Below are 20721 nucleotides of genomic sequence, written 5' to 3' on the forward strand. Positions count from 1 at the left end.
CTCCACCCGGCGTACGGCGCCATGCCCTTGGCCGCCCTTCCCTGGCGGGCGGCCGCTCGGTCGCGCAGCGTGGAGGGAGGGGGACGACCGTGGCGGCGACGGAGCCACAGGAGAGGTGAGGCAGATGGACAGGGATGCCGCGAAGCCGCGGGTCGTGGTGGGTGTCGACGGGTCGCCGTCCTCGCACGCCGCGCTGCGCTGGGCCGTCCGCTACGCCGGCCTCCTCGGCGCCGGCGTGGACGCGGTGGCGGCGTGGGAGCTGCCGGGTGAGTACAGCTGGTCGGCGCCGGCCGTGGACACCGACTTCGACGAGGAGAACGCCCGGCAGGGGCTGACCAGCGCACTGACGGACGCCCTGGGCACCGAGGGTGCCGCCGCGGTCCGGCCGCTCCTGGTGCGCGGCAACACCGCCGACGTGCTGCTGCGGGCGGCCGAGGGAGCCGCGGCGCTGGTGGTGGGCAGCCGCGGCCACCGGGGCTTCACCCGTGCCCTCCTGGGATCCGTCAGCCAGCACGTGGCGCAGCACGCGAAGTGCCCGGTCGTGATCGTCCGCCCGGACACGGACTGACCGACTGGCCGACTGAGGTGAGGTGCGGGGCGATGCGGTGCCGCCCCGGCCCGGCCCGGAGGCCGCTTACGAGGACGAGTCCGGGACGGTGATCACCGGGCAGCGGGCATGGTTCAGCACGCCCTGGCTGACCGAGCCCAGCACCATGCCGGCGAAGCCCCCGTGACCCCGGGTGCCGACGACCAGGCCCAGCGCGTGGGCGGAGGCCTCGGTCAGCTCCTCCACCGGATGGCCGATGACGAGTTCGCGGTTCAGCTTCACGTCCGGGTAGGCGGCGCCGCGCCCGGCGACGGTCTCGGAGAGCACGCGGCGGCACTCCATCTGCGCCGCGTGTTCGTCGAAGATCCCGAACGGCCCGGGCTGCCACACGTACAGCGCTCGCAGCGAGGCGCCGCGCAGGGCGGCCTCCTCGAAGGCGAAGTCGACGGCGGCGGCCGATCGCGTGCTGCCGTCCACGCCCACCACGAAGTGGGCGGGCTCCTGGGCGACGTGCTCAGACTCCGGTACGACGACCACCGGGCAGTCCGCGTGCGCCGAGACGGGCAACGCGACCGAGGAGGACGAGGCGAGCACCTCCTTGGCCCGGCTCAGATGCCGGGATCCCACCACGACGACCGTGGCCCGGCCGCTCTGCTCCCGCAGGTTCCACACCGGGTCGCCCTCGGCCAGCAGCCCGGACACCTCGGTGTCCGGAACTCGCTCCTCCACGAAGGCCACCGCCGCCTTGAGGATCTCGTCCCCGGTCGTGTGCAGCGTCCGGTTCCACTCCTCCCAGGACGCCCGGGGCCCCTGAAGCGTCGTGCCGCCGGTCGGCACGCCCTCGGCGTGCATCAGGAGCAGCGGCACCCGGCGCCGCGCGGCCTCGTCGGCCGCCCAGGCCAGTGCCTTCCGCTTCGTGGGATCGGGGTCGACACCGACCACGACCGGCTTCGCGTCGCTGCCTCGGGGCGTCGTCATCTCCACCACCTCATTTCCGGCGTCCTCGCCACTCCCGGCCTGATATCAGGATCTACCGGACGGGAGGATCCTTCAGGACTTGGGCGAGGGGACGCCTTCAGGACCCGGGCGGAGGGATCCGTGGGATCCGTCAGGACTCGGGTGCGGGCCGTCCGTCCCGAGACGTGGGTGCCGTCGAGCTCGCCGCCCCGTCGTCGCCGTCGGACCGGGTCGCGGAGAGGTAGGTGTAGGCGGAGGCGCGGGAGATGCCGAGCCGGGTCGCGATCTGCTGGACCGCGCCGCGCACGGCGAAGACGCCCCGCCGGTCCAGGTCGCGGAACAGGTCCAGGCGCTCCGCGCGGGTGAGCTGCGCCCACGGCTTGTTCGCGCGCAGCTGGCGGGCGTCGACGATCGAGTCGAGCACCGCGCCGATGTCGTCGCCGAAGGTGGTGGTCGGCGGGGGCGCGGCGGGTGCCGTGACGCCGGCGAGTTCGCCGATCAGGGTGTGAACCTGGTTCACGGCCGTCACGTCCACGTTGATGCACAGGGCACCGAACACCGCACCGCTCGTGTCACGGAGCACCATGGTGGACGACTTCAGCAGCTTCCCGTCCTGGGTGCGGGTGAGGTAGTTGAGCTCGTCCTCCGCCTCGTCGCCGCGCGCCAGGAGCTTCATGCCGATCTCGCTCATGGACCCGCCGACGCCGCGTCCCGTGACCGAGCCCGCGAGGGCGACGACGGACTGTTCGGGGCGGCGGAAGTCGTGGACCACCACCTCGCAGAACGAACCGAGGGTCGCGGCGATCCCGTCGATCACCGGGGTGAGCGCGGCGATGATCGCGTCCTGTTCGTCGGCCGGCATGTGCTGCCCCCTCGCGCTGCGCCGAGCACCGGGTCCGCGTGCTCGGTCTGGACATTCAGTATAGGTGATGGACAATAATTCCAGTGATTCGATGGACCAGGTAAGACCAGGCAGCCCCAGACCGTCGTAGGGAGTACGACCATGTCCGACGCCCAGCCCGTCACCCTGCGGGACGTCCACGACGCCGCGGCACGGATCAAGGGGGTGGCCCACCACACCCCCGTCCTGCGCTCGCGCACCCTGGACGACCTGCTCGGTGCCCAGGTCTTCGTCAAGTGCGAGAACCTCCAGCGGGTCGGCGCCTTCAAGTTCCGCGGCGCGTACAACGCCGCGTCCCGGCTGTCGCCGGAGCAGCTGGCCAGGGGGATCGCCGCGTACTCCTCCGGCAACCACGCCCAGGCGGTCGCCCTGGCGGCCCGTGAACTCGGCACCAGCGCCTTGATCCTGATGCCGGAGGACACCCCGCGCTCCAAGAAGGAGGCGACCGAGGGCTACGGGGCGGAGGTCGTCACCTACGACCGCTACACCGGCGACCGGGTCGCGATCGGGGAGGCCCTCGCCGCCGAGCGGGGCCTGGCGCTCGTACCGCCCTACGAGCATCCGCACGTCATCGCGGGCCAGGGCACCGCGGCTCTCGAACTGATCGAGGAAGTGGGGGACTTGGACACCCTGGTCGTGCCGGTCGGCGGCGGCGGGCTGATCGCCGGCAGCGCCACCGCGGCCAAGGGGCTGCTGCCCGGCATCCGGGTCATCGGGGTCGAGCCGGAGGCCGGTGACGACACCTTGCGGTCCCTCGAAGCGGGGCGGCGCGTCGCCATCCCCGTGCCCCGCACCATCGCCGACGGTCAGGCCGCCGACATCCCCGGCGAGCTCACCTTCTCCATCAACCGGCGTCTGCTGGACGGCATCGCGCTGGTCGACGACGACCGGATCCGGGACGGGATGCGGTTCGCCTTCGAGCGGATGAAGACCGTCCTCGAACCGAGCGGCGCGAGCGCCCTGGCCGCCCTGCTGGCCCACCGGATCGACCTCACCCCCGCACCGCGCAGGATCGGCGTCATCCTGTCCGGCGGCAACATCAGCGCCCAGCGCTTCGCGGAGCTGCTCGGCGACTGAGCCCGGATGCGGGACGGCCCGTCGGCCGGGCCGTACGCGAGAGCGCGGGGTGGCCGGCGCCGGTCAGGCGTTCGCGGCCACCCCGCGCTGTCGCACTGTCGGGTTCACGCCTCCTCAGGCGCACCCCCGCGTCGGGTCCACGCCTCCCCGGGCGCACGCCCCGGTCGGCTCACGCCTCCTCGGCCGCGTCCGCCGGGCGCGGACGGCGCGGAATGCCCAGGGCGCACACCGCGCCCGCCAGGACCACCGCGACGCCCACCCACACCGCGGGGTGGAGTCCGTCGACGAACTCCTGGGGGCTCCGCGTGCTGCCATGAGCCACGAACACGGTGCTGAGGACGGCGATGCCGAGCGCGCCGCCGATCTCGCGGACGGTGGTGTTGGCGCCGGACGCCTTGCCCGCGTGATCCTTGGAGACGGAGGAGAGCACGACCGCGGCCGTGGGCGCGAACACCAGGCCCATGCCGATGCCGGCCACGATCATCGGGCCGACCATGGACGAGTACGCGGTGTCCGTGTCCGCGACCAGGTTGATCCAGCCGAGGCCCACGCCCTGAAGGAAGAGGCCCAGCGCCATCAGCCGGCCGCCGCCGACCTTGTCGCTGAGGATGCCCGCCACGGGGGCGACGAACATCGGCATGAGCGTCCAGGACAGGGTGCGTACGCCGGCCTCCAGCGGGGTGCGCGGGGGCACGATCTGGAGGAACTGGGCCAGCAGGAAGAGCGAGCCGAAGACACCGAAGTACATCGTCGCCGAGACGATGTTGGTGAGGGTGAAGGCGCGCACCCGGTAGAACGAGAGCGGCAGCATCGGCTCGGAGACCCGGGCCTCCCAGCCGACGAACCCGGCGAGCAGGACCACGCCCGCGCCGAAGGCGCCCAGCACCTTCGCGGACAGCCAGCCGTCCGGCTCGCCGTGCACGATGCCCCAGACCACGGCGCACAGACCGGCCGCCGCCAGCAGCATGCCGACCAGGTCGAGGCGGACACCGGGCAGGGAGCTCTCCCGCAGCGCGAACACGACCAGCGGGATGGCGATCAGGCACACCGGCACGTTGATCCAGAAGATCCACCGCCAGTCCAGACCGTCGACCACGGCGCCGCCCACCACCGGGCCCATCGCCACGGCCAGGCCGCTGACACCGGACCAGATGCCGAGCGCGAGGCCGCGCAGCCGCTCCGGCACCGCCTGGGACAGCAAGGTCAGCGACAGCGGCATGACGGCGGCCGCGCCGAAGCCCTGAACGGTGCGGAAGGTGATCAGCTGGGCGCTGGTGTCGGACAGGCCGCAGCCGATGGAGGCGAGGGTGAACACGGCGATGCCGACGAGGAAGACCGCGCGGCGGCCGAACCGGTCGCCGAGCGCGGCGCCGGTCATCAGGAGGCAGGCGAAGCTGAGGACATAGGCGTTGACGAACCACTGCAGTTCCTGGGTGTCGGCCTTCAGGTCGACGGCCAGGGTGTGCAGGGCCGTGGAGACGACGAGGTTGTCGAGCGCGACCATGAACATGGGCACGCTGCAGGCGACCACGGCGAGCCACAGGGGTATGCGGCGGCCCGCGGGCGCGGCGGCGGGCACCGGTTCGTCGAGAACCGGGCTCTGTTCGGACACTGTCATGACGGGATCTCCTGGGGCGGTGGGCGTTCGGCGTCCGGGGGGGGGCGGTGCGCGAGGGCGGGGTCAGGCGCGGGTTTCCTGCTCGGCCAGCCGGCGCTTGGCGTCCGACCAGTCGATGGGCAGGTCGGACGCGGGGACCTGCCAGAACGTGAAGACCGACTGCTTCATCGTGGACCGCAGGCCGGTCATGATCGACTTGTGCGGTTCGGTGCGCGCGTACGTGTAGAGCGCGTCCTTGTCCTCCCAGGCCGACAGCGTCCAGAAGGTGCGTTTGAGCGGGTCGGCGATCAGCGAGGCGCCGAACGCGCCGGGGGCGCCGGTCACCTGCTTCCACGCGACGAGCGAGCGCAGGAAGAAACGCGGCACGTCGGAGAGGGAGCGCACCTCCAGACGGGACGCCATGACGAACGCCTGGGCGTCCGGTGCGGGCTTGTTGACGGTGGTCCAGCGCAGGGTGGGCATGGCTGCGGCCTTCGGGTCAGAGGCAGGATGAGGAGAAGGGATCCAGTTGGATACCTTCACTATCTATGTTAGACATTAGAGGTATCCAATTTTCAAGAGCGGGGCCGATCCGATGCGCATCTCCGAACTGAGCCGCCGCAGCGGCGTCTCCGTCACGACGATCAAGTACTACCTCCGCGAGGGGCTGCTGCCGCCGGGCCGTCAGACCGCGGCGACCCAGGCCGAGTACGACGAGCAGCACCTGCGCAGGCTCCGGCTGATCCGCGCGCTGACCGGTGTGCGCGGGCTGTCCGTCAGCACCACCAGGGACCTGCTGGACGCCCTCGCGCGGCACACCGGCGACACCCACCGCACGCTCGGCCTCACCCTCGGCGCGATCCGGCTGGCGGACGAGCCCACCGCCGAGGCCCCCGAGGCGGGCGAGGTCGACGCGCTCGTCAAGGAGTTGGGCTGGGAGGTGCACCAGTCGGCCCCCGCCCGCGCGGCCCTCGCCGAGACCCTCGCCTCGCTGCGCTCGCTCGGCGTCCCCCTCGACTGGCACACGCTGCTGCCGTACGGTCGGCTCGCCGAGCGCACCGCGCTCCTCGACCTCGACCAATTGGACGGCATCGAGGACCCGTTGGAGGTGGCCGAACGAGCGCTGCTGCTGGCCGTCCTCCTGGAGCCCGCGCTGCTCGCGCTCAGACGCATGGCCCAGGAGAACGAGTCGTCCCGCCGCCACGCGGACGGCGGACCGCAACCGGCCTGAGCTCAGGCCCCCAGCTCGCGCAGCAGTTGTGCCGCCGCCTCCTTCCCGGAGGAGAACGCGGCCTCGTGTGAGCCGATCTGGTCGTGGTACTGCTGCTTGGAGTGGAAGTACGAGCCGCACAGCTTCACCCGCGCGCCCTCGTTGACCCGGTAGATGGTCTGCTGCGCGGTGCGCATCGCCATGTCGACGACCGGGTGCTCGTAGGCGAAGGTGCGGATCACCGATTCCTCGGCGACGGGCAGCGGGTAGTCGAGGGTGACGAAGTAGTCGGTCTCCGACTCGAAGCCGTGCAGCTTGTTCATGTAGTAGGCGACGTATGTGCGGATCCGGCCGTCCACCGTCACCTTGCCGTAGTTCCAGGCCTCCCAGCGGGAGCGGTCCGCGGGCATCACCGAGGCGTCGGTGTGCAGGATCACCGTGGAGGCGTTGTAGCGCAGCGGGGCGAGCAGCTCGCTCTGGGCCGGGGTGGGGTTCTCCAGCAGCCCCCGGGTGACGTCGGCGTGGGTGGCGACCACCGCGTGATCGAACCGCTCGTCCCCGGACGCGGTGCGCACCACCACCCCGTCCCCTTCCTGCCGGATCCCGGTGACCGGCTCGGACAGCCGGGCCTTCGGGTCGATGGCGGCGATCGCCTTGCGGACGTAGGAGATCGAACCCCCGGCCACCGTCCGCCAGTCGACCCGGCGCCCGCCGAGACCGCCCTCGTCGTGGGCCATGAAGAAGGCGATGACGGTCGTCGCGGGCATCTCCCAGATCAGCTCGGCGGGCACCGACCACACCGCGCTGCACAGCAGGATGAAGTACCCGTACCGGAACTCCTGGCTGTAGCCGCCCCGGTCAAGGTACTCGCCCATCGGCATGTTGGTCCGCTTGCGGAAGAAGTCCCGCCGGCCCTCCTCGTGGAACCGGCGGGCCTCGTGCCAGATCCTCCGAAAGTACTCGGGATAGCGGGCGTCGACCTCCTTCTCGGGCAGGTCCAGCTCCTGGCTGCCGTACTGGAATCCGCCGTCGAGGTCGAAGAAGTTGAAGCCGCTCGCCAGTTCCTTGGACTCGACGCCGAGTTCGTCGAAGAAGCCGCCGAGGTTCGGGTAGGCGAGCCGGTTGAAGACGACGAACGCGGTGTCGATGCCGAGGATCCGGCCCGCGTCCGGCACCTCGACGGTGTTGGCGTGCCCGCCGAAGCGGTCCTCGCGTTCGAACAGGGTGATCTCGGCGTGCTCGCGCAGGGCGTAGGCCGCGGAGAGGCCGGCGACTCCGCCGCCGACGACGGCGATGGTGGGCTTGTCGGACATCGGGGGCTCCTTGAGGTCAGCCGAAGAGGGTGGTGGTGTCGAGGCCGGCCGGCCGTGACCGCTCGGTGGCCACGGCCAGCACGTGCCGGGAGGTCGGACGGATCAGGTCGAAGTGCCAGTGGTCGGCGGGTCCTTGGGGATCCCTCACACGGGGGGTCCCGCCGCGCGGGCGGGTGAACGCGAACGTCGACAGGTCGCGCCGAAGGCCGGTGCCGAGCGCCTTGAGGTAGGCCTCCTTGAGCACCCAGTACGCGGCGACGAGCGCGGCCCGTTCGCCGTCCGCCGCGCCGGCCAGCTCGGCGCGCTCGGCCTCGGCGAAGAAGCGGGGCAGGTGCGTGAGCGCGTCCGGGGCGGCCGGGGAGCGTTCGGCGTCGACTCCGCAGGCGCGGTCGCCGTCGGTGACGACACAGGCGATCAGTCCGTCGGTGTGCGTGAGGTTGAACCGCAGCCCCTGGTGCGGGGGCCGCGGCTCCGGCCGCCCGTGGGCCGTCGTGCGAAAGCGCCAGACGTCCGGCGGGCGGCCCGAGCGGGCGCTGAGCGCATGGCGGGCCAGCAGGCGGGCGGCCAGCCGGCGCCGCCGCACCTGAGGGGCGAGCGGGCGCTCGCACCGCGCCCGCTCGCCGTCGGTGAGCAGGTCCCAGCCGCCCATCCGCGTGATGAAGGCATCGACCGCGGACTCCGGCAGCAGCCACAGGTGACGGTCGGTCATCTCAGCGGCGGGCCGCGGTCAGGCCGCCGCCGCGCGCGGCCAGCGGGAACTGCCAGTGCGAGAACAGCAGGTCCTCCAGGTGCAGATGCCGCAGCACCCGCATCACCTCGTCGACCACCGCCGCGTCCGTGACGAACTCCCGCGGCCTCAAGTGGCGCCGCAGCCGCTCCAGTTGAAGCAGCAGCAGGGCCCCGCTGGGCAGCGGGTCGTCCAGGGCGGCGGCGGAGTGGACGTACGTGTGCACACAGGCCGCGGCCGCGTGCAGCAGGCAGTACTCCTTGGCCAGGTCGAAGAGCTCGGCGGACTGGCCGTACGCACGGCCGAGGTCCGCCTTCAGCGCGCCGGTGCGCTCGCGCACCGAGTCGGCGTGCGCGAGGAGTTCGGCGGCCACCGACGCCGCCCGCTCCAGCCACTCCCGCTCGTCCCCCTTGGCCTCCTGCGCCAGCCGCCGCAGCCGGGTGAGGGCGGCGGGCGCGGCCACCAGCGCGTCGTCCCGGCCCCGGCTGAACAGCTCCTGGTCCCAGGGTCGGTACAGCGGCAGGTCCCGGTCGATGCCGAAGAGGACGGCCGCCCGTTCCTCGGCCTCGGCGCGGACCTCGGGGCTCGCCTCGGCCGCAGTGGTGAGCAGCCCCTCCAGCTGGAGCGCGATGTTCTTGAGGTTCACCACCGTGTTGCCGTCGGCGAAGTTGGCCACCGGCAGGTCGCGCAGCATCTTCTGGTGGATGGCGTAGTGCGGGTGGTCGCGGAGGTAGAAGCGGGCCCCCAGCACGACGTTGAGCTGCGCGAAGGTGCGCTCCAGCAGGGTCGGAACGAAGTACTTGACGACCGAGGACCACACGCTGGTCTGCTCGGGCACGACCTGGAGCGCCCGTACCGCCCCGAGACTGACCGCGTCCGCGACCATCAGATCGGCGAAGCACTCCACCAACTGGCGGCGCGAGTACGGGATGTCGCTCACCGTGCGTCCGAAGACCCGGCGGCCCTCGGCGAAGTCCAGCGTCACCCGGAGCCCGGTGTCCACGGCGGACAGGGCGATCCCGCTGATCAACGCCCGCGCGGTCTGGGAGGTCTTGAGCGCGATCTCCAGACCCTGCCCCTCCCGGCCGAGCAGGGCGGAGTCCGGTACGAAGACGCGGTCCAGCCGGAAGCCGCTCATGTCGAGACCGCGCAGGCCGTGCATCCGCTCGCGCGGCAGCTCGTCCACGCTGCCGGCGGGCGTACGGCGCTTGTCGAGGACGAACACCGAGTAGCCGCCGGGCCCGCCCCGGGGGTCGGTGCGGGCGTGCACACTGAGCCCGTCGGCGACCCGGCCGTTGCCGATCAGCCACTTCTCGCCGGTGAGCAGATAGCCGCCCTCGGTCTTCTCGGCGGTCAGCTCATTGGCGGTCAGATCGCTGCCGTGGCCGCGCTCCGACAGGCCCCAGGCGTAGCGCGTGCCGTGCTGGATGGCGTCGACCAGCGTGCGCTTCTGCTCGTCGGTGCCGGCGATCCAGGCGGGCATGAAGCTCAGGCTGGTGATGATGAACGCGGTGGCGGTCGTCGGGTCCCGGCGGGCGATCAGCCGCATCAGGTTGAAACCGATCTCCACGTCGCCGGCCCGGCCGCCCTGGGCGCGCGGGAGCGAGTGGTCGAGGGCGCCCCAGCGCTGCAGCAGATTGACGAACTCGTACGGGTAGTCCTCGCGTTCGTCGTACTCCAGGACGCGGGCGTAGGGCATCCGGCTGCCGGGGTCGTGCGGATCGCCGAGGTGGCTCTCCAGCCGCCGGGCGAGATCCGTGAGGTCTTCCTTCGGCACGGGTGGGTCTCCCAACGGTCACAGATCGGGGGCGAGTCGGACGGGGACTGCGCTGAAGAGGCGGTTGCGGGCGTGGAGATCGGCGGTGATGCCGACGGCGGGCAGCTGGGCGGCGGCCTCGCGACGGGGATCGGTGCCCTCGGCCCGGGACAGGAGGTGGGCCAGGCACGCGCCGAGCCAGGCGGGGGAGAACCGCGGGAGCCCCGGGTTCGCCCACCACAGCAGGAGGCAGCAGGTCGCGGCGTGCAGCCAGGCGAAGCGCTCGGCGAGGTCGACCAGACCGGTGCCGCGGTCGGTGGCCGTCACCTCGGCGGCCAGCGCCGTCAGAGCCGTGACCAGACGGGCCACCAGCCGCGCGGTGCCGTGCTCGGCCCGGGCGGTGAGCCGGGCCAGCACCTGCGGGGCCACCACGGCGAGCGTGCAGGTCACCGGATCACGCCCCCGGGCGTTGAGGTCCAGACGTTCCGGCGCGTACGGCGGCAGCGCCGCACGCAGGTCGAACACGGTCCCCACGAGGTCCACGTCCTCCGGTGCCACCGGGGCCGACAAGGCCTGGGAGACCGAGGCCAGTTGCGCGCTGTAGGAGCGCAGGTTCGCCAGCGTGCTCGTGTCCACCACCCGGACGACCGCCGCGTCCCGTTGGAGCTTCTGGAACAGGCCGCCCCCGGGTCCCTCGGTGCGCAGCACCGACCGGGTCGCCAGGACCGAGCCGCAGCGGCGGATCACCTCCTCCGCGCTCTCGGCCACCACGTGCTTGGCCGCGCAGCCCCAGACGCTGAACACCTCCGGCGCCGCGTGGATCCCGCGCGCGGCGGCCAGGGCGGTGGCGTCGGCGGCCAGCAGCGCGGCCGAGGCCAGCGCCAACTCCCGTCGCGGATAAGGGGATTCCAGGACCGTCGTACGGCCGACCCGGCGCCCTGCGGCGAAGTCCAGCGTCAGTCGCAGCGCCGTGTCGGCGCAGCCGAGGCTGCCCGCCATGCTCATCACCCGGACCACCTGCTGGGCCTTCATCACCGACTCCAGGGCCTGACCCGCGTGGCCGACCAGGGCCTCGGCCGGGACCGGGAAGCGGTCGAAGCGCAGATGGGCGAAGTCGATGCCCCGCATGCCGCTCGCGGGGACCGCGGCACCACGGTCGAGCCCAGCCCCCTCGCCGAGGTCCAGCAGCACCGCCGAGAACGCCCCCGGGCCCCGCTCACCGGTCCGCGCCACCAGGTACACCGCCTCGCAGCGCCGGCCGAGCCCCACCATCCACTTCTCACCGGTCAACTCCCAGCCGTCCCCGGCCGGTTCGAGGCGGGCGGTGTTGGCCAGCAGGTCGCTGCCGTGGTCGGCCTCCGACAGGGCGAAGCCGATCGTGCCGCCCCGGGCGAGGACGTCGGCCGCGTACTTCCGCTGCGCGGCGGAGCCGTGCAGGGCCAGGCAGGTGGCGGCGGTGATGCCGAACATGGTGCCCGGCATGATGTTCAGGTCCCGGCGGGCGGCCGTGCGCACCAGCAGCAGACCCCGGTCGAAGGACTCGAACCGGCCGCCCCAGTCCTGGGGCAGGTAGTTCAGATGGAAGCCGGACTCCCTGAGACGGGCGCACAACTCCTCGGGGAACGCGTCCTGTTCGTCCCGGGCGACCGCCGCCGCGAACCCGTACGGACTGGTCTCGTCGTACGGATCGCCGAGCAGCCGCTCGACCTCCTCCGGGGTCACCTCGCACCCTCCAGCGCGGGCGCCTCCAGCGGCACCGGCCGGTAGTCGGCCGCCGAGGCCGGGAACCGCACGCCCGCGACCCGCAGCTGCGCGAGCCGGGTGTGGAAGGCGGCGCCGCGCATCAGATGATGGGCGACCTCCGCGACCCGGCGGTTGCCCGGGGCCTTGAGATAGCTGGCGGTCACCCAGTCGTTGAAGGCGCCCATCGCCGGGCCGCACCACACCTGGTAGTCCAGGACACGGGCGGGGTCGCCGACCGTGGACCAGCGCGAGGCCATGCCCAGGTACCAGCGGAACACCAGGGCCATCCGCCGCTTCGGACTGTCGGCCGCGCGGGCGAGCTGCTCGGGGTCACGGCGCCGGAAGTAGCCGACGCACTCCTGCCAGACGTCCTCCAGCGGCCGGCGCATGATCTGCGTCTCCAGCCGCGCGCGCTCGGCCGAGGGCAGCGCCTCCAGACCGTCGTACGCCTGGTAGAGCTCGTACAGCCGCCTGGCGCGCATCGGGAACAGCGTGCCCTTCTTCAACACCTGCAGTTCCACGCCCATTTCGAACATGTCCGCCGCCGGGGCCATCTCGCAGTCCGCGATCCCGGCGTCGGCGAGCAGCGCCTTGGTGGCCTTCGAGGCGCCCGACTCGACGCAGGACTGGTTGACCGAGCCGGTGACGACGTAGGCGGCGCCCAGGGCGAACGCGGCGGCCACCGAGGAGGGACAGCCCAGGCCGCCCGCGGCGCCCACCCGGATGGGGACGGGGTAGCGGTGCTCGTGCTGCACGGTGTCGCGCAGCCGCAGGATCACCGGGAGCAGCGCCGTGAGCGGCCGCCGGTCGGTGTGGCCGCCGGAGTCGCCCTCGACCGTGATGTCGTCGGCCATCGGCACGTACTTGCCGAGCTCGGCCTGCTCGGCGGTGATCAGGCCTTGGTCGAGCAGCGCGCTGACCAGGGCGGCCGGCGCCGGGCGCATGAACCGCTCGGCGGTCTCCGGGCGGGAGACCTTGGCGATCAGCCGGTGGTCCGTGACGACCGCCCCGGACGGCTCCCTGCGCAGCCCGGTCAGCCGGTAGCGGACCACGTGCGCGCTGAGGTTCATGAACGCGGAGGCCTCCACGCACCGCACCCCGTGCCGCAGGAACAGCTCCACCGCCTCGCGCTCCAGGCGCTCCTCGCTAGGGCTGTGGATGAGGTTGACGGCGTAGGGGAGTCCGGGGATCTCCTGGGCGAACCGGGTCAGCGCCTTCCCGATCGTCTCGGGCAGCAGTCCCGCCGCCCCGTACGAGGCGAGGAAGCCCGCCCGGGCCAGCGCGACCACCAGGCCGGGGGAGGCGATGCCGCCCGCCATCGCGCCGGCCATGTAGGCCTGCCGGACGCCGTGCGCGGCACGGAACGCGGGCGAGCCGAGGCTGTGCGGGGGCAGCGGGCCGGCCGCCGCGAGCAGCGGCAGGCCCTCGCCGGCCGTGGCCCGGCCGCCGGCGGCCGCCCCGACACCGGACGGCGTACGGACGACGAAGCAGGGACGTTCGAGGTCGTCGAGGACCTGGTGGATGCCCGAGGGGTCGGTGTGCGGGCCGACCTCTCCGGACCACCGCAGGGGAGTGCTCTGGGTCTGCATGACGGGGGTCGTCTCCTCGGGCCCGGTCAGGCCTGGTCGCGGGTGTCGTCGGGACGGACCTCGATGGCCACGTCGGTGAGCTCGTAGATGCGCAGTCCCGGCTTCCACAGGTCGGCGTCGGCGATCACGACCAGCCGCTCGCCGTCCCGGCGGACCTCCTTGACGTGCGCGTCGAAGAACAGCTCGCCGTCGTGGCGCAGGATCTGACCCCGGTACTTCCAGCTCATGGGGACGTCCGTGGCGAGCGCGAAGCGCGGGCGCCCGATCCCCTGCGCCAGCCCCTGCTCCAGCACGTACAGGCGCAGCGCCTGGAGGATCGCCTCCACGCCGAGCGAGCCGGGCATCACCGGGTCGCGGTGGAAGTGGCAGTCGAAGTACCACTCGTCGGGGCGGATGCGGCGCCGGCCGTGCAGATAGCCCTTGCCGTGCTTGCCGCCGTCCTCGACCAGGTCGACATGGTCGACGAGGTGGAAGTGGCCGCCCGGCAAGGGCAGGCCGCCGGAGAACTGCGGCGCGTCGTCGGGGAGTTCGATGCGCCGTACGCCGGACGGCTTGGCCTGCTCGATCCAGGGCGCCACGTACGTGCCGTTGTCCAGGCCCACCTGGTTGGCGAGAGCCGCCTCGCTGAAGTACCCGAAGAGGGACTCGCCGGTGTAGAACACCTCGCCGTCGGCGGAGAGTTCGTAGCGGAAGTTCTGCAGGACGGCCCCCTGCACGGCGCTCGTCATCAGCAGCGTCGAGTGGTGGCGGATGGTCCGGCCCCGCAGGTCGATGTCCTTGACCAGGGTGGCCGTGCCGTCGAGGTTGCGGATCGAGTACTGCGTCTCGGGCTGTTTGAGGGTGGCGCCGAGGTAGTAGCCGAGGAGGATCGCCGCCTGAAGGGACGTCTCCATGTAGACGCAGTTCGGCATGTGCGGGTGGGAGTTGTCGCCGTAGTACCAGGCGTCGGCGGGCGAGTCGTACTCCGTGACCATCTCGGCGCCGGGCTTCAACTCGCCCCGCGTGCCGTCGAATCGCATGATCCGGTCCACGAACTGGAAGTCCCCGTTGGGGATGTACGGCGCCCGGCTCTCCTTGTAGACGTCGAACTCCGGGCCCATCGCGGTCCCGAGGTCCCCCTTGGCGGCGTGCGCCAGGTGCAGCTCGTTGATCATCGCGGGCTCGCCGTCGCGGTTGCGGCGGCCGAGGAACCCGGGGACACCGCCGAGCGGGGGCCGGTACGGCGTGCCGTCCTTCTCCCGGATCTGGATGCCGAAGTCACGCATCCGGATCACCGGCTTGTCGCCCAGGTACACCAGGACGTCGGCGATCACCGAGGGCCGCGGGAGCAGTGTCAGCTCCATGACCTCGATCTCGTACCGGATCTCCCGGTGCTGCGGCGTGATCTGGCCGCGCACCTGCACCTCGGTCTCCAGCCCGATGATCGTCTGGAAGCGGGCGTCCGGCAGGACGAGGTGCATGCCCTGGTGCAGCAGATAGGCCTGCAGCGTCTGGACCGCGCCCTCGGCGACCATCGAGCCGGCCAGCACCGGGTCGTCGGGGAAATGGCACGCGAAGTACCAGGCGTCCGGCTCCAGCCGCTTGTACGCGGTGATCGCGCCGAGTCCGCGCGGCCCGCCGGTGCGGTCGATGCGGATCTCGTCGACCATGCGCAGCCGGGCGTCGGGCAGCCTGAGCGCCGGGTTGAGGCCCGGGTCCTGGGCGTGGTGCGGACCGAAGACCTCGCCGGGCCTGCCGTCGGCCAGCAACTCCAGTTCGCCTGCGCCGAGACGGTTCGTGTCGGTGTACGCGAGGGGCTTGAACCAGGTCTTCGTCAGCGCGGCCCGCCGCTGCCGCTCCTTCTCCGTGACGACGACGCCGAGCGGGGTGTCCAGCTCGGCCTGGCTGAAGAACCCGGCGCAGGCGTCCTTGAGTTCGAGGATCAGCTCGCCGTCGGCGTAGCAGAGGTAGCTGAAGAAGAAGAGCGTCGTGTCGCCCTGGCGGACGAAACGGTTGATGGAGATGTCGTAGCGCAGGGTCTGGCCGGCGCGCGGCAGGTCGCCGTGGAAGACCAGCTTGCTGTCGAGCAGCCGGTAGACCCGCTCACCCTTGTTGCGGAAGTCGATGCCCAGATAGCTGATGAGCAGCAGGTCGCACTGGCCGGCCTCGATGGCGACGGCCGGCGGCACACCGCCGTCCACCGCGTACCAGGCATCCTTGGGGACGTCGTACTCCGTGCGGATGAAGGACGGCTCGTACACCCCGGTCTCGGCCCGCAGCGCGGTCACCCGGGTGACGAAGTGGTACGGCGGCGCGGGCAGCCGCACCCGCTTGGCGTAGCTGTCGATCGGCTCGAACTCCGGGCCGAAGACATCGGCGAGGCGGCCCGTGGCGAAGGCGAGGAGCTGCTGTTCGTCCCAGATCACGTCCGGGGACTTCGGGGACTCCGGGGTCTTCGGGGCGGGCAGTGCGGGCAGCGCGGGCGGCGGTGCGGGGAGGGCACGTGCCTCGGCGGTGGCCTCGGCGGCAGGCGTCTCGACGGCGGCCTCGGGCGCGGCGGTGCGGTCGTCGAGCAGCGCCTCCATCCGGGTCAGCGTGTGCTCCTGGAGGATGCGCTGGGTCTCCATGACCACCGAGTGGGTGGTCATCATCTGCTGCCGTATCTCACGCACCAGACCGGCGGCCGCGCCGTCGGACGGACCGTGGCTCTCGCGGGCCCCGGCAGCCGGCGCGGAGGGCGTGGGCGCGGGCCGGCTGCCCGGCGCCGGCGGGGCCGGAGCGAGGGCGGCCGGCTCCGCCCAGGGCAGGAACGCGATCGGCTCACCGTCGAAGGTGATGACCTCGGCGTCGTCGAGGGTCGGGTCGGCGGGCATCAGGTCGGTTACCTCCAGCGATACGGCCGCCACGGGGGCGGGCCGCACATCCTTGACGTCGACTGCGGCGGCCACGGGCGCGGGTGCCGTACGGACGGACGGCGCGGGCTCCGGCCGTGCGCCGGGGGACTGGTCCGGGGCGGGCAGAGCGGCGGCCCGCTCCGCGATCCGCGCCGGGATGGACGCGCCGCCGCCGACCGGCACCCGCAGCCGGGCGGGCCGGGCGGCCGGTACGGGGTCCGGGCCGAGCAGGGCGGCCAGGTCGACCGGCACCCCGTGCGCGGCGAGCCGGGCCGCCAGCTGGGCCACCGACCGCGCCGCGGGCACGCCCCGGCGGTCCACCGGCGCGGCGACGTGCGGGGCGTCGCCGAGGGTGTCGTGCACCCAGCGGGTGCAGGTCGCGCCGGGGCCCGTCTCGATGAAGTAGCGGAAGCCCCGGTCGTGGGCGGTGCGCACCAGGCGCGGGAAGTCGACGGTGCCGCGCAGGGTCCGGGCGATGCGCCGGGCCACCTCGGACCGGTCCAGGTCGCCGACCGTCCCGTAGTCGTAGGCGCTGAACAGCTCCAGACCGCCCGGTGAGCCGGTCGGATGGTCGTTGAGCTCGGCCAGACCGGCCAGCTCCCCGTCCACCACCGGGCAGTGCATCACCGAACCGACCGGCGAGCGCGCCGAGGGACAACCCAACTCCTCGATGAGCTTGCGGCATTGGGCCGGATCGCCCGCGACGACCGCCTCGGTCGGCGTGTTGACATGGGTCAGGAAGACGCGGTCGTGGCCGGCCAGCGCCCGGGTGATGCGGTCGGCGGACTCCAGCAGCACGAAGCTGCCCCACACCGCCTCGTCCGGGGTGTCCTCCGGCAGCTCCCACAGCTCCCGGACCGTCCGCCGGGGCCCGGTGAGCCGGTCGCGGAACAGCGGGGTCGCGCTGATCCGGTCGTCCCGGCGGGCCGAACGCCGCCAGCCGCCGGTGGCGAACAGCATGCTGGACTCGCCCAGGCTGTAGCCGAACGCCCCGTGCGCCGGCACGCCGAGCAGCTCGCGGACCAGGTCGGTGTACAGGATCGCGAAGGTGGTGCCGGTGGCGAGCATGAACGGGATGTCCTCGCCCAGCCGCCCCTCCAACGCCATCAACTCCCGCCGGTCGGGCGTGACCTGGGTGCGGGGGTACAGCTGGGCGGCACGGAACATGCGGTCCGGGTCGGCCGCCTCCGCCTCGAAGCGGGTTAGCAGGGAGGGGAAGACACGGAAGAGGTCCTGGCCGAGGCCGGGGTACGAGTTGAAGGCGCCCGGGTAGACCAGGGCGACCTTCCCTTCGGGACCGATCGGCCGCGGCGCGAAGCAGCTGCCCGCCGGCGTGGTCCACTCCTCGCCCTTGTGGAACGCGTCGGTCAGATCCCGTGCCGCCAACTCCAGCTGCTGCCTCAGTTGTTCACGGTCCCGGCCGACCAGGACGACGCGCAGGGCGGCGCCGGGCAGCCGTTCGGCGGCGGCGCGGGCCAGGCGGTAGGGGTCGCCACCGTCGGCCAGGAGTGCCAAGTGCCGGTCCACCTCGGCCAGCAGGCCCGCCAGGTCCGGCGCGCCCAGCGGCAGGAGCACCGGCGCGCAGGCCCGGCGCCAGTCGGACGGGACGGCGTCGCCGCGGGTGCGGTCGGCGGACAGCACCAGGTGGCCGTGGGCGCCGTCGGAGCCGATGACGTTCACCGCCGCGTACCGGCGCTTCGTGTCACCGCCGCGCAGCCACGGCCGGGACGCGTCCGGCACATGCAGCGCGGAGGCGGCGAACGCGTCGGCCAGCTCGGCGGCGGGCCTGCGCCAGCCGGGCGCCCCGGGCACCTGGCCGTGGTGCAGGCACAGCACGGCCCGCAGCAGCCCGGCCAGCGCCGAGGCGGCCTGCGTGTCCCCGAGCTGGGCCTTGGCGCTGCCGAGCGCGACGGCACCGCAGCCGGCCGGGTACACCCGTGCCAGCGCGGCCAGTTCGGCGCGGTCGCTCACCGGCGTACCGCCCGCGTGGGCCTCGACATAGCCCACGTCGCCCGGACCGATCCCGGCGGCGGCCAGCGCCTGCCCGGCCGCCTCGGCCAGCACGCTCTCGTCGGCCTCGGGCAGCACGCCGTCGACCGGAGCGCAGTGCCGTACGGCGATGGAGTCCACCCGCGCGTACGCGGGCCGCGCGCCCTGGCCCGGGCGGGTCACCACGACCGCGCCCGCGCCCTCGCCGATCCGCACGCCCTGCTGCCCGTCCCCGAAGCTCAGCCCCGCCCCGGCCACCGGCCGCGCGCCGCGCAGCAGCAGGCGCTCAGGGGAGCCGGCCAGGTCGACCGCGCCGACCAGGACCGCCTCCACGGTCTCGTCGAGCAGCAGGAGTTGGGCGATCTGAAGGGCCTCGGCGCCCCCGGCGCCGTCGGAGGAGACGGTGAAGGAGGGGCCGGTCAGGTTCCACAGCGAGGAGATCCGGCCGGCCATGATGTTGCCGATGTAGCTGAGGACCTCGTTGGCGACGATCGGCTCGTGCACCGCGTCCCGGGCGATGTCCGCGAGCGCGGCGCGCTGCTCGTCGGTCGGGCGCAGCCCGGCCTCCTCGTAGGCGCGGCGCAGGAAGTCGCCCAGGCCGTGGCGGGCCAGGTGCAGATGGGCGCTGGGCTCGATCTCCATCGCCACGACGACCGCGATCCGGCGCGGTGCGGGCGCCTTCTGACCGGGCGGTACGTCCCTGTCGTAGCCGGCGTCACGCAGCGCCTCGTCGGCGACCTCGGACATGAGCGCGTGCTGGAGGTTGTAGTTGCGCAGGTCTGCCGGGGGGATGCGGTGGTCGGCCGGGTCGAGCTCGACCCGGTCGACGAAACCGCCCTCCGGAAGGTGGCCCCGGTCGAGGCCCGCGCGCTCCAGGGTCCCGCCGGCGGTGTCCTCCAGGCCGCGCCAGCGCGGGGCGGGCAGGGGCTGGAAGGCGTCCGTGCCGTCGTGCAGGGCGCGTTCGAGGGCGGTGACGGAGTCCAGGGTGCCGAAGTGGGCGCCGAGGCCCACGACGTCGAGGGCGGACGGGACCACCGGCTCGGTGTGCTCAGCCGCTGCGTCCTGCGACGCGGTGTGCTGTGGCTGCGCCTCCTCCGGTTCGGCCCGCTGGGAGAGGATGACGTGGGCGTTCGTACCGCCGAACCCGAAGGCGGACACGGCGGCGCGGCGGGGGCCCGGACGGCCGTCCGGCCAGTCGCGTCCCTCGCGGACCACGGGCAGGTCCTCGACGAGGGGCCGCTGCACGCCGATCGTCGGCGGCATGTGCCCGTGCCCCATCGCCAGGATCACCTTCAGCAGACTGCTCAGGCCCGCCACGGTGAGCAGATGGCCCAGGTTGCCCTTCACGGAGCCGAGCGGCGGCACCGCGCCCCGCTCACCGAACCAGGCGGCCACCGACTCGGCCTCCGTGCCGTCGCCGATGGGCGTGCCGGTGGCGTGGCACTCCAGGTAGTCCACCTGCTCGGGACCGAACCCGGCCTGCCGGTAGGCGAGTTCGTAGGAGCCGAGCTGCCCGGCCGGGTTGGGCACCAGCAGGTGGCGGCCGGCGCCGTCGTTGGACAGGCCGATGCCGTCGACCACCGCGTGGATGCGGTCGCCGTCGGCGAGGGCGTCCGCGAGGCGTCGCACCGCGACCATGCCGGCGCCCTGACCGGTCAGGATGCCGGTGGAGCGGCCGTCGAAGGGCTGGCTGACCCCGTTGCCGGGGTAGGCGTGCAGGTCCGAGAAGGAGAGGTGGATGAGCGTCGGGTCGGGGGCGCAGACACCGCCGGCCAGCACCAGGTCGGCCTGGCCGGTGGCGAGATGGTCGCAGGCCAGCTTCAGCGCGTACAGGGCCGAGGAACAGGCGGCGTCGAGGGCGTAGCGGGGGCCGCCGAGGCCGAGCGCGGCGGCCGTGACCCGGGCGGGGGCGCCGCTCACTCGGGCGTCGGCGGGGTGCACCGCGGCCGGGTCGAGCAGCGGGGCCGGGGCGGGCGCCGGGAGCCCGGACCCGCGCAGGCCGTCCAGGACGGCCTCCCGCACCAGGGGCAGGCTGATCCGGGCGGACGCCGGGGTGGGGAAGGAGTAGTCGCCCACCACCAGGCCGGTGCGGGCGAGGAGTTCGGACCGGCCGGCGTGGCCGCTGTCGCGCAGCGCCTCGCGGGCCACGTGCAGGGACCAGTGGAAGACGCGGTCGAGGCGGGTGAGGTCCTCGGCGCGGAGCAGGTAGCCGGTCGGGTCGAACTCGAAACCGGTGACGAACCCGCCGCGGACGCAGGTGATGGTGTGGTCGGGGTCGGCGTCGCGGGGGTCCGGGGCCGGTCCGAAGACCTCCGGGCCGCCCTCCGTGCGGCTGTCGACGCCGTCGCGCAGGTTCTTCCAGAACGCGTCGGGAGTGTCCGCCCCGGGGAAGAGGCAGGAGATTCCGACGATCGCGAACTTGGGCATGGCAGCTGTCTCCTC

At 73.1% G+C, this 20721-nt stretch carries 13 protein-coding genes; 3 read left to right on the forward strand and 10 right to left on the reverse strand.

The window, feature by feature from the left end; genetic code table 11:
• Nucleotides 1-124 precede the first annotated feature (124 nt).
• Entirely contained in the window at nucleotides 125-568 is a 444-nt protein-coding gene (locus IPZ69_RS02460; protein WP_235451953.1) for a universal stress protein, read from the forward strand.
• 66 nt (nucleotides 569-634) lie between these two features.
• On the opposite strand, the gene IPZ69_RS02465 is transcribed toward IPZ69_RS02460, so the two are convergent.
• Together IPZ69_RS02465 and IPZ69_RS02470 are read right to left on the reverse strand one after the other, a co-directional pair.
• Nucleotides 635-1525: a universal stress protein gene (locus IPZ69_RS02465; protein ID WP_235451954.1), complete on the reverse strand. Its 891-nt coding sequence runs from the start codon at nucleotides 1523-1525 to the stop codon at nucleotides 635-637.
• Between the two features lie 130 nt (nucleotides 1526-1655).
• Complete coding sequence (locus IPZ69_RS02470) at nucleotides 1656-2366, reverse strand: helix-turn-helix transcriptional regulator (protein ID WP_235451955.1); 711 nt, start codon at nucleotides 2364-2366, stop codon at nucleotides 1656-1658.
• Nucleotides 2367-2507: 141 nt separating this feature from the next.
• Here IPZ69_RS02470 and IPZ69_RS02475 point away from each other — a divergent pair, with 141 nt between their 5' ends.
• Nucleotides 2508-3482: a pyridoxal-phosphate dependent enzyme gene (locus tag IPZ69_RS02475; RefSeq protein WP_235451956.1), complete on the forward strand. Its 975-nt coding sequence runs from the start codon at nucleotides 2508-2510 to the stop codon at nucleotides 3480-3482.
• Between the two features lie 169 nt (nucleotides 3483-3651).
• Here IPZ69_RS02475 and IPZ69_RS02480 read toward each other — a convergent pair whose 3' ends face one another.
• On the reverse strand, nucleotides 3652-5100 hold the full coding sequence (locus IPZ69_RS02480) for an MFS transporter (RefSeq protein WP_235451957.1): 1449 nt from the start codon (nucleotides 5098-5100) through the stop codon (nucleotides 3652-3654).
• 63 nt (nucleotides 5101-5163) lie between these two features.
• Nucleotides 5164-5562: a DUF3291 domain-containing protein gene (locus IPZ69_RS02485; RefSeq protein WP_235451958.1), complete on the reverse strand. Its 399-nt coding sequence runs from the start codon at nucleotides 5560-5562 to the stop codon at nucleotides 5164-5166.
• 112 nt (nucleotides 5563-5674) lie between these two features.
• Between IPZ69_RS02485 and IPZ69_RS02490 the strand changes: the two genes are divergently transcribed.
• Nucleotides 5675-6310, forward strand: coding sequence for a MerR family transcriptional regulator (locus IPZ69_RS02490; protein WP_235451959.1), 636 nt, complete (start codon nucleotides 5675-5677; stop codon nucleotides 6308-6310).
• Nucleotides 6311-6312: 2 nt separating this feature from the next.
• Here the strand turns inward: IPZ69_RS02490 and IPZ69_RS02495 are convergent, their stop codons facing one another.
• Genes IPZ69_RS02495 through IPZ69_RS02520 form a run of 6 tightly spaced genes read right to left on the reverse strand, consistent with a single transcriptional unit; the run spans nucleotide 6313 to nucleotide 20706 of the window.
• Nucleotides 6313-7602, reverse strand: coding sequence for an NAD(P)/FAD-dependent oxidoreductase (locus IPZ69_RS02495; protein WP_235451960.1), 1290 nt, complete (start codon nucleotides 7600-7602; stop codon nucleotides 6313-6315).
• A 16-nt stretch (nucleotides 7603-7618) separates the two neighbouring features.
• A complete protein-coding gene (locus IPZ69_RS02500; protein ID WP_235451961.1) occupies nucleotides 7619-8311 on the reverse strand; it encodes a 4'-phosphopantetheinyl transferase family protein in 693 nt (230 codons plus the stop codon).
• 1 nt (nucleotide 8312) lies between these two features.
• Nucleotides 8313-10106, reverse strand: a complete 1794-nt coding sequence (locus tag IPZ69_RS02505) for an acyl-CoA dehydrogenase family protein (protein ID WP_235451962.1) — start codon at nucleotides 10104-10106, stop codon at nucleotides 8313-8315.
• A gap of 18 nt (nucleotides 10107-10124) precedes the next feature.
• On the reverse strand, nucleotides 10125-11807 hold the full coding sequence (locus tag IPZ69_RS02510; protein WP_235451963.1) for an acyl-CoA dehydrogenase family protein: 1683 nt from the start codon (nucleotides 11805-11807) through the stop codon (nucleotides 10125-10127).
• On the reverse strand, nucleotides 11804-13417 hold the full coding sequence (locus tag IPZ69_RS02515) for a PfaD family polyunsaturated fatty acid/polyketide biosynthesis protein (RefSeq protein WP_235451964.1): 1614 nt from the start codon (nucleotides 13415-13417) through the stop codon (nucleotides 11804-11806). The genes IPZ69_RS02510 and IPZ69_RS02515 overlap by 4 nt, the downstream gene beginning before the upstream one ends.
• 26 nt (nucleotides 13418-13443) lie before the next feature.
• On the reverse strand, nucleotides 13444-20706 hold the full coding sequence (locus tag IPZ69_RS02520) for a beta-ketoacyl synthase N-terminal-like domain-containing protein (protein ID WP_235451965.1): 7263 nt from the start codon (nucleotides 20704-20706) through the stop codon (nucleotides 13444-13446).
• Nucleotides 20707-20721: the final 15 nt, after the last annotated feature.

Source organism: Streptomyces olivochromogenes, from assembly GCF_021538895.1.
GTDB lineage: Bacteria > Actinomycetota > Actinomycetes > Streptomycetales > Streptomycetaceae > Streptomyces > Streptomyces olivochromogenes_A.

What these genes read in the sequence shown, in the direction of transcription:
- IPZ69_RS02460 (WP_235451953.1), top strand. Translation starts at nt 125, where the DNA reads ATGGACAGGGATGCCGCGAAGCCGCGGGTCGTGGTGGGTGTCGACGGG.
- IPZ69_RS02465 (WP_235451954.1), bottom strand. Translation starts at nt 1,525, where the DNA reads ATGACGACGCCCCGAGGCAGCGACGCGAAGCCGGTCGTGGTCGGTGTC.
- IPZ69_RS02470 (WP_235451955.1), bottom strand. Translation starts at nt 2,366, where the DNA reads ATGCCGGCCGACGAACAGGACGCGATCATCGCCGCGCTCACCCCGGTG.
- IPZ69_RS02475 (WP_235451956.1), top strand. Translation starts at nt 2,508, where the DNA reads ATGTCCGACGCCCAGCCCGTCACCCTGCGGGACGTCCACGACGCCGCG.
- IPZ69_RS02480 (WP_235451957.1), bottom strand. Translation starts at nt 5,100, where the DNA reads ATGACAGTGTCCGAACAGAGCCCGGTTCTCGACGAACCGGTGCCCGCC.
- IPZ69_RS02485 (WP_235451958.1), bottom strand. Translation starts at nt 5,562, where the DNA reads ATGCCCACCCTGCGCTGGACCACCGTCAACAAGCCCGCACCGGACGCC.
- IPZ69_RS02490 (WP_235451959.1), top strand. Translation starts at nt 5,675, where the DNA reads ATGCGCATCTCCGAACTGAGCCGCCGCAGCGGCGTCTCCGTCACGACG.
- IPZ69_RS02495 (WP_235451960.1), bottom strand. Translation starts at nt 7,602, where the DNA reads ATGTCCGACAAGCCCACCATCGCCGTCGTCGGCGGCGGAGTCGCCGGC.
- IPZ69_RS02500 (WP_235451961.1), bottom strand. Translation starts at nt 8,311, where the DNA reads ATGACCGACCGTCACCTGTGGCTGCTGCCGGAGTCCGCGGTCGATGCC.
- IPZ69_RS02515 (WP_235451964.1), bottom strand. Translation starts at nt 13,417, where the DNA reads ATGCAGACCCAGAGCACTCCCCTGCGGTGGTCCGGAGAGGTCGGCCCG.
- IPZ69_RS02520 (WP_235451965.1), bottom strand. Translation starts at nt 20,706, where the DNA reads ATGCCCAAGTTCGCGATCGTCGGAATCTCCTGCCTCTTCCCCGGGGCG.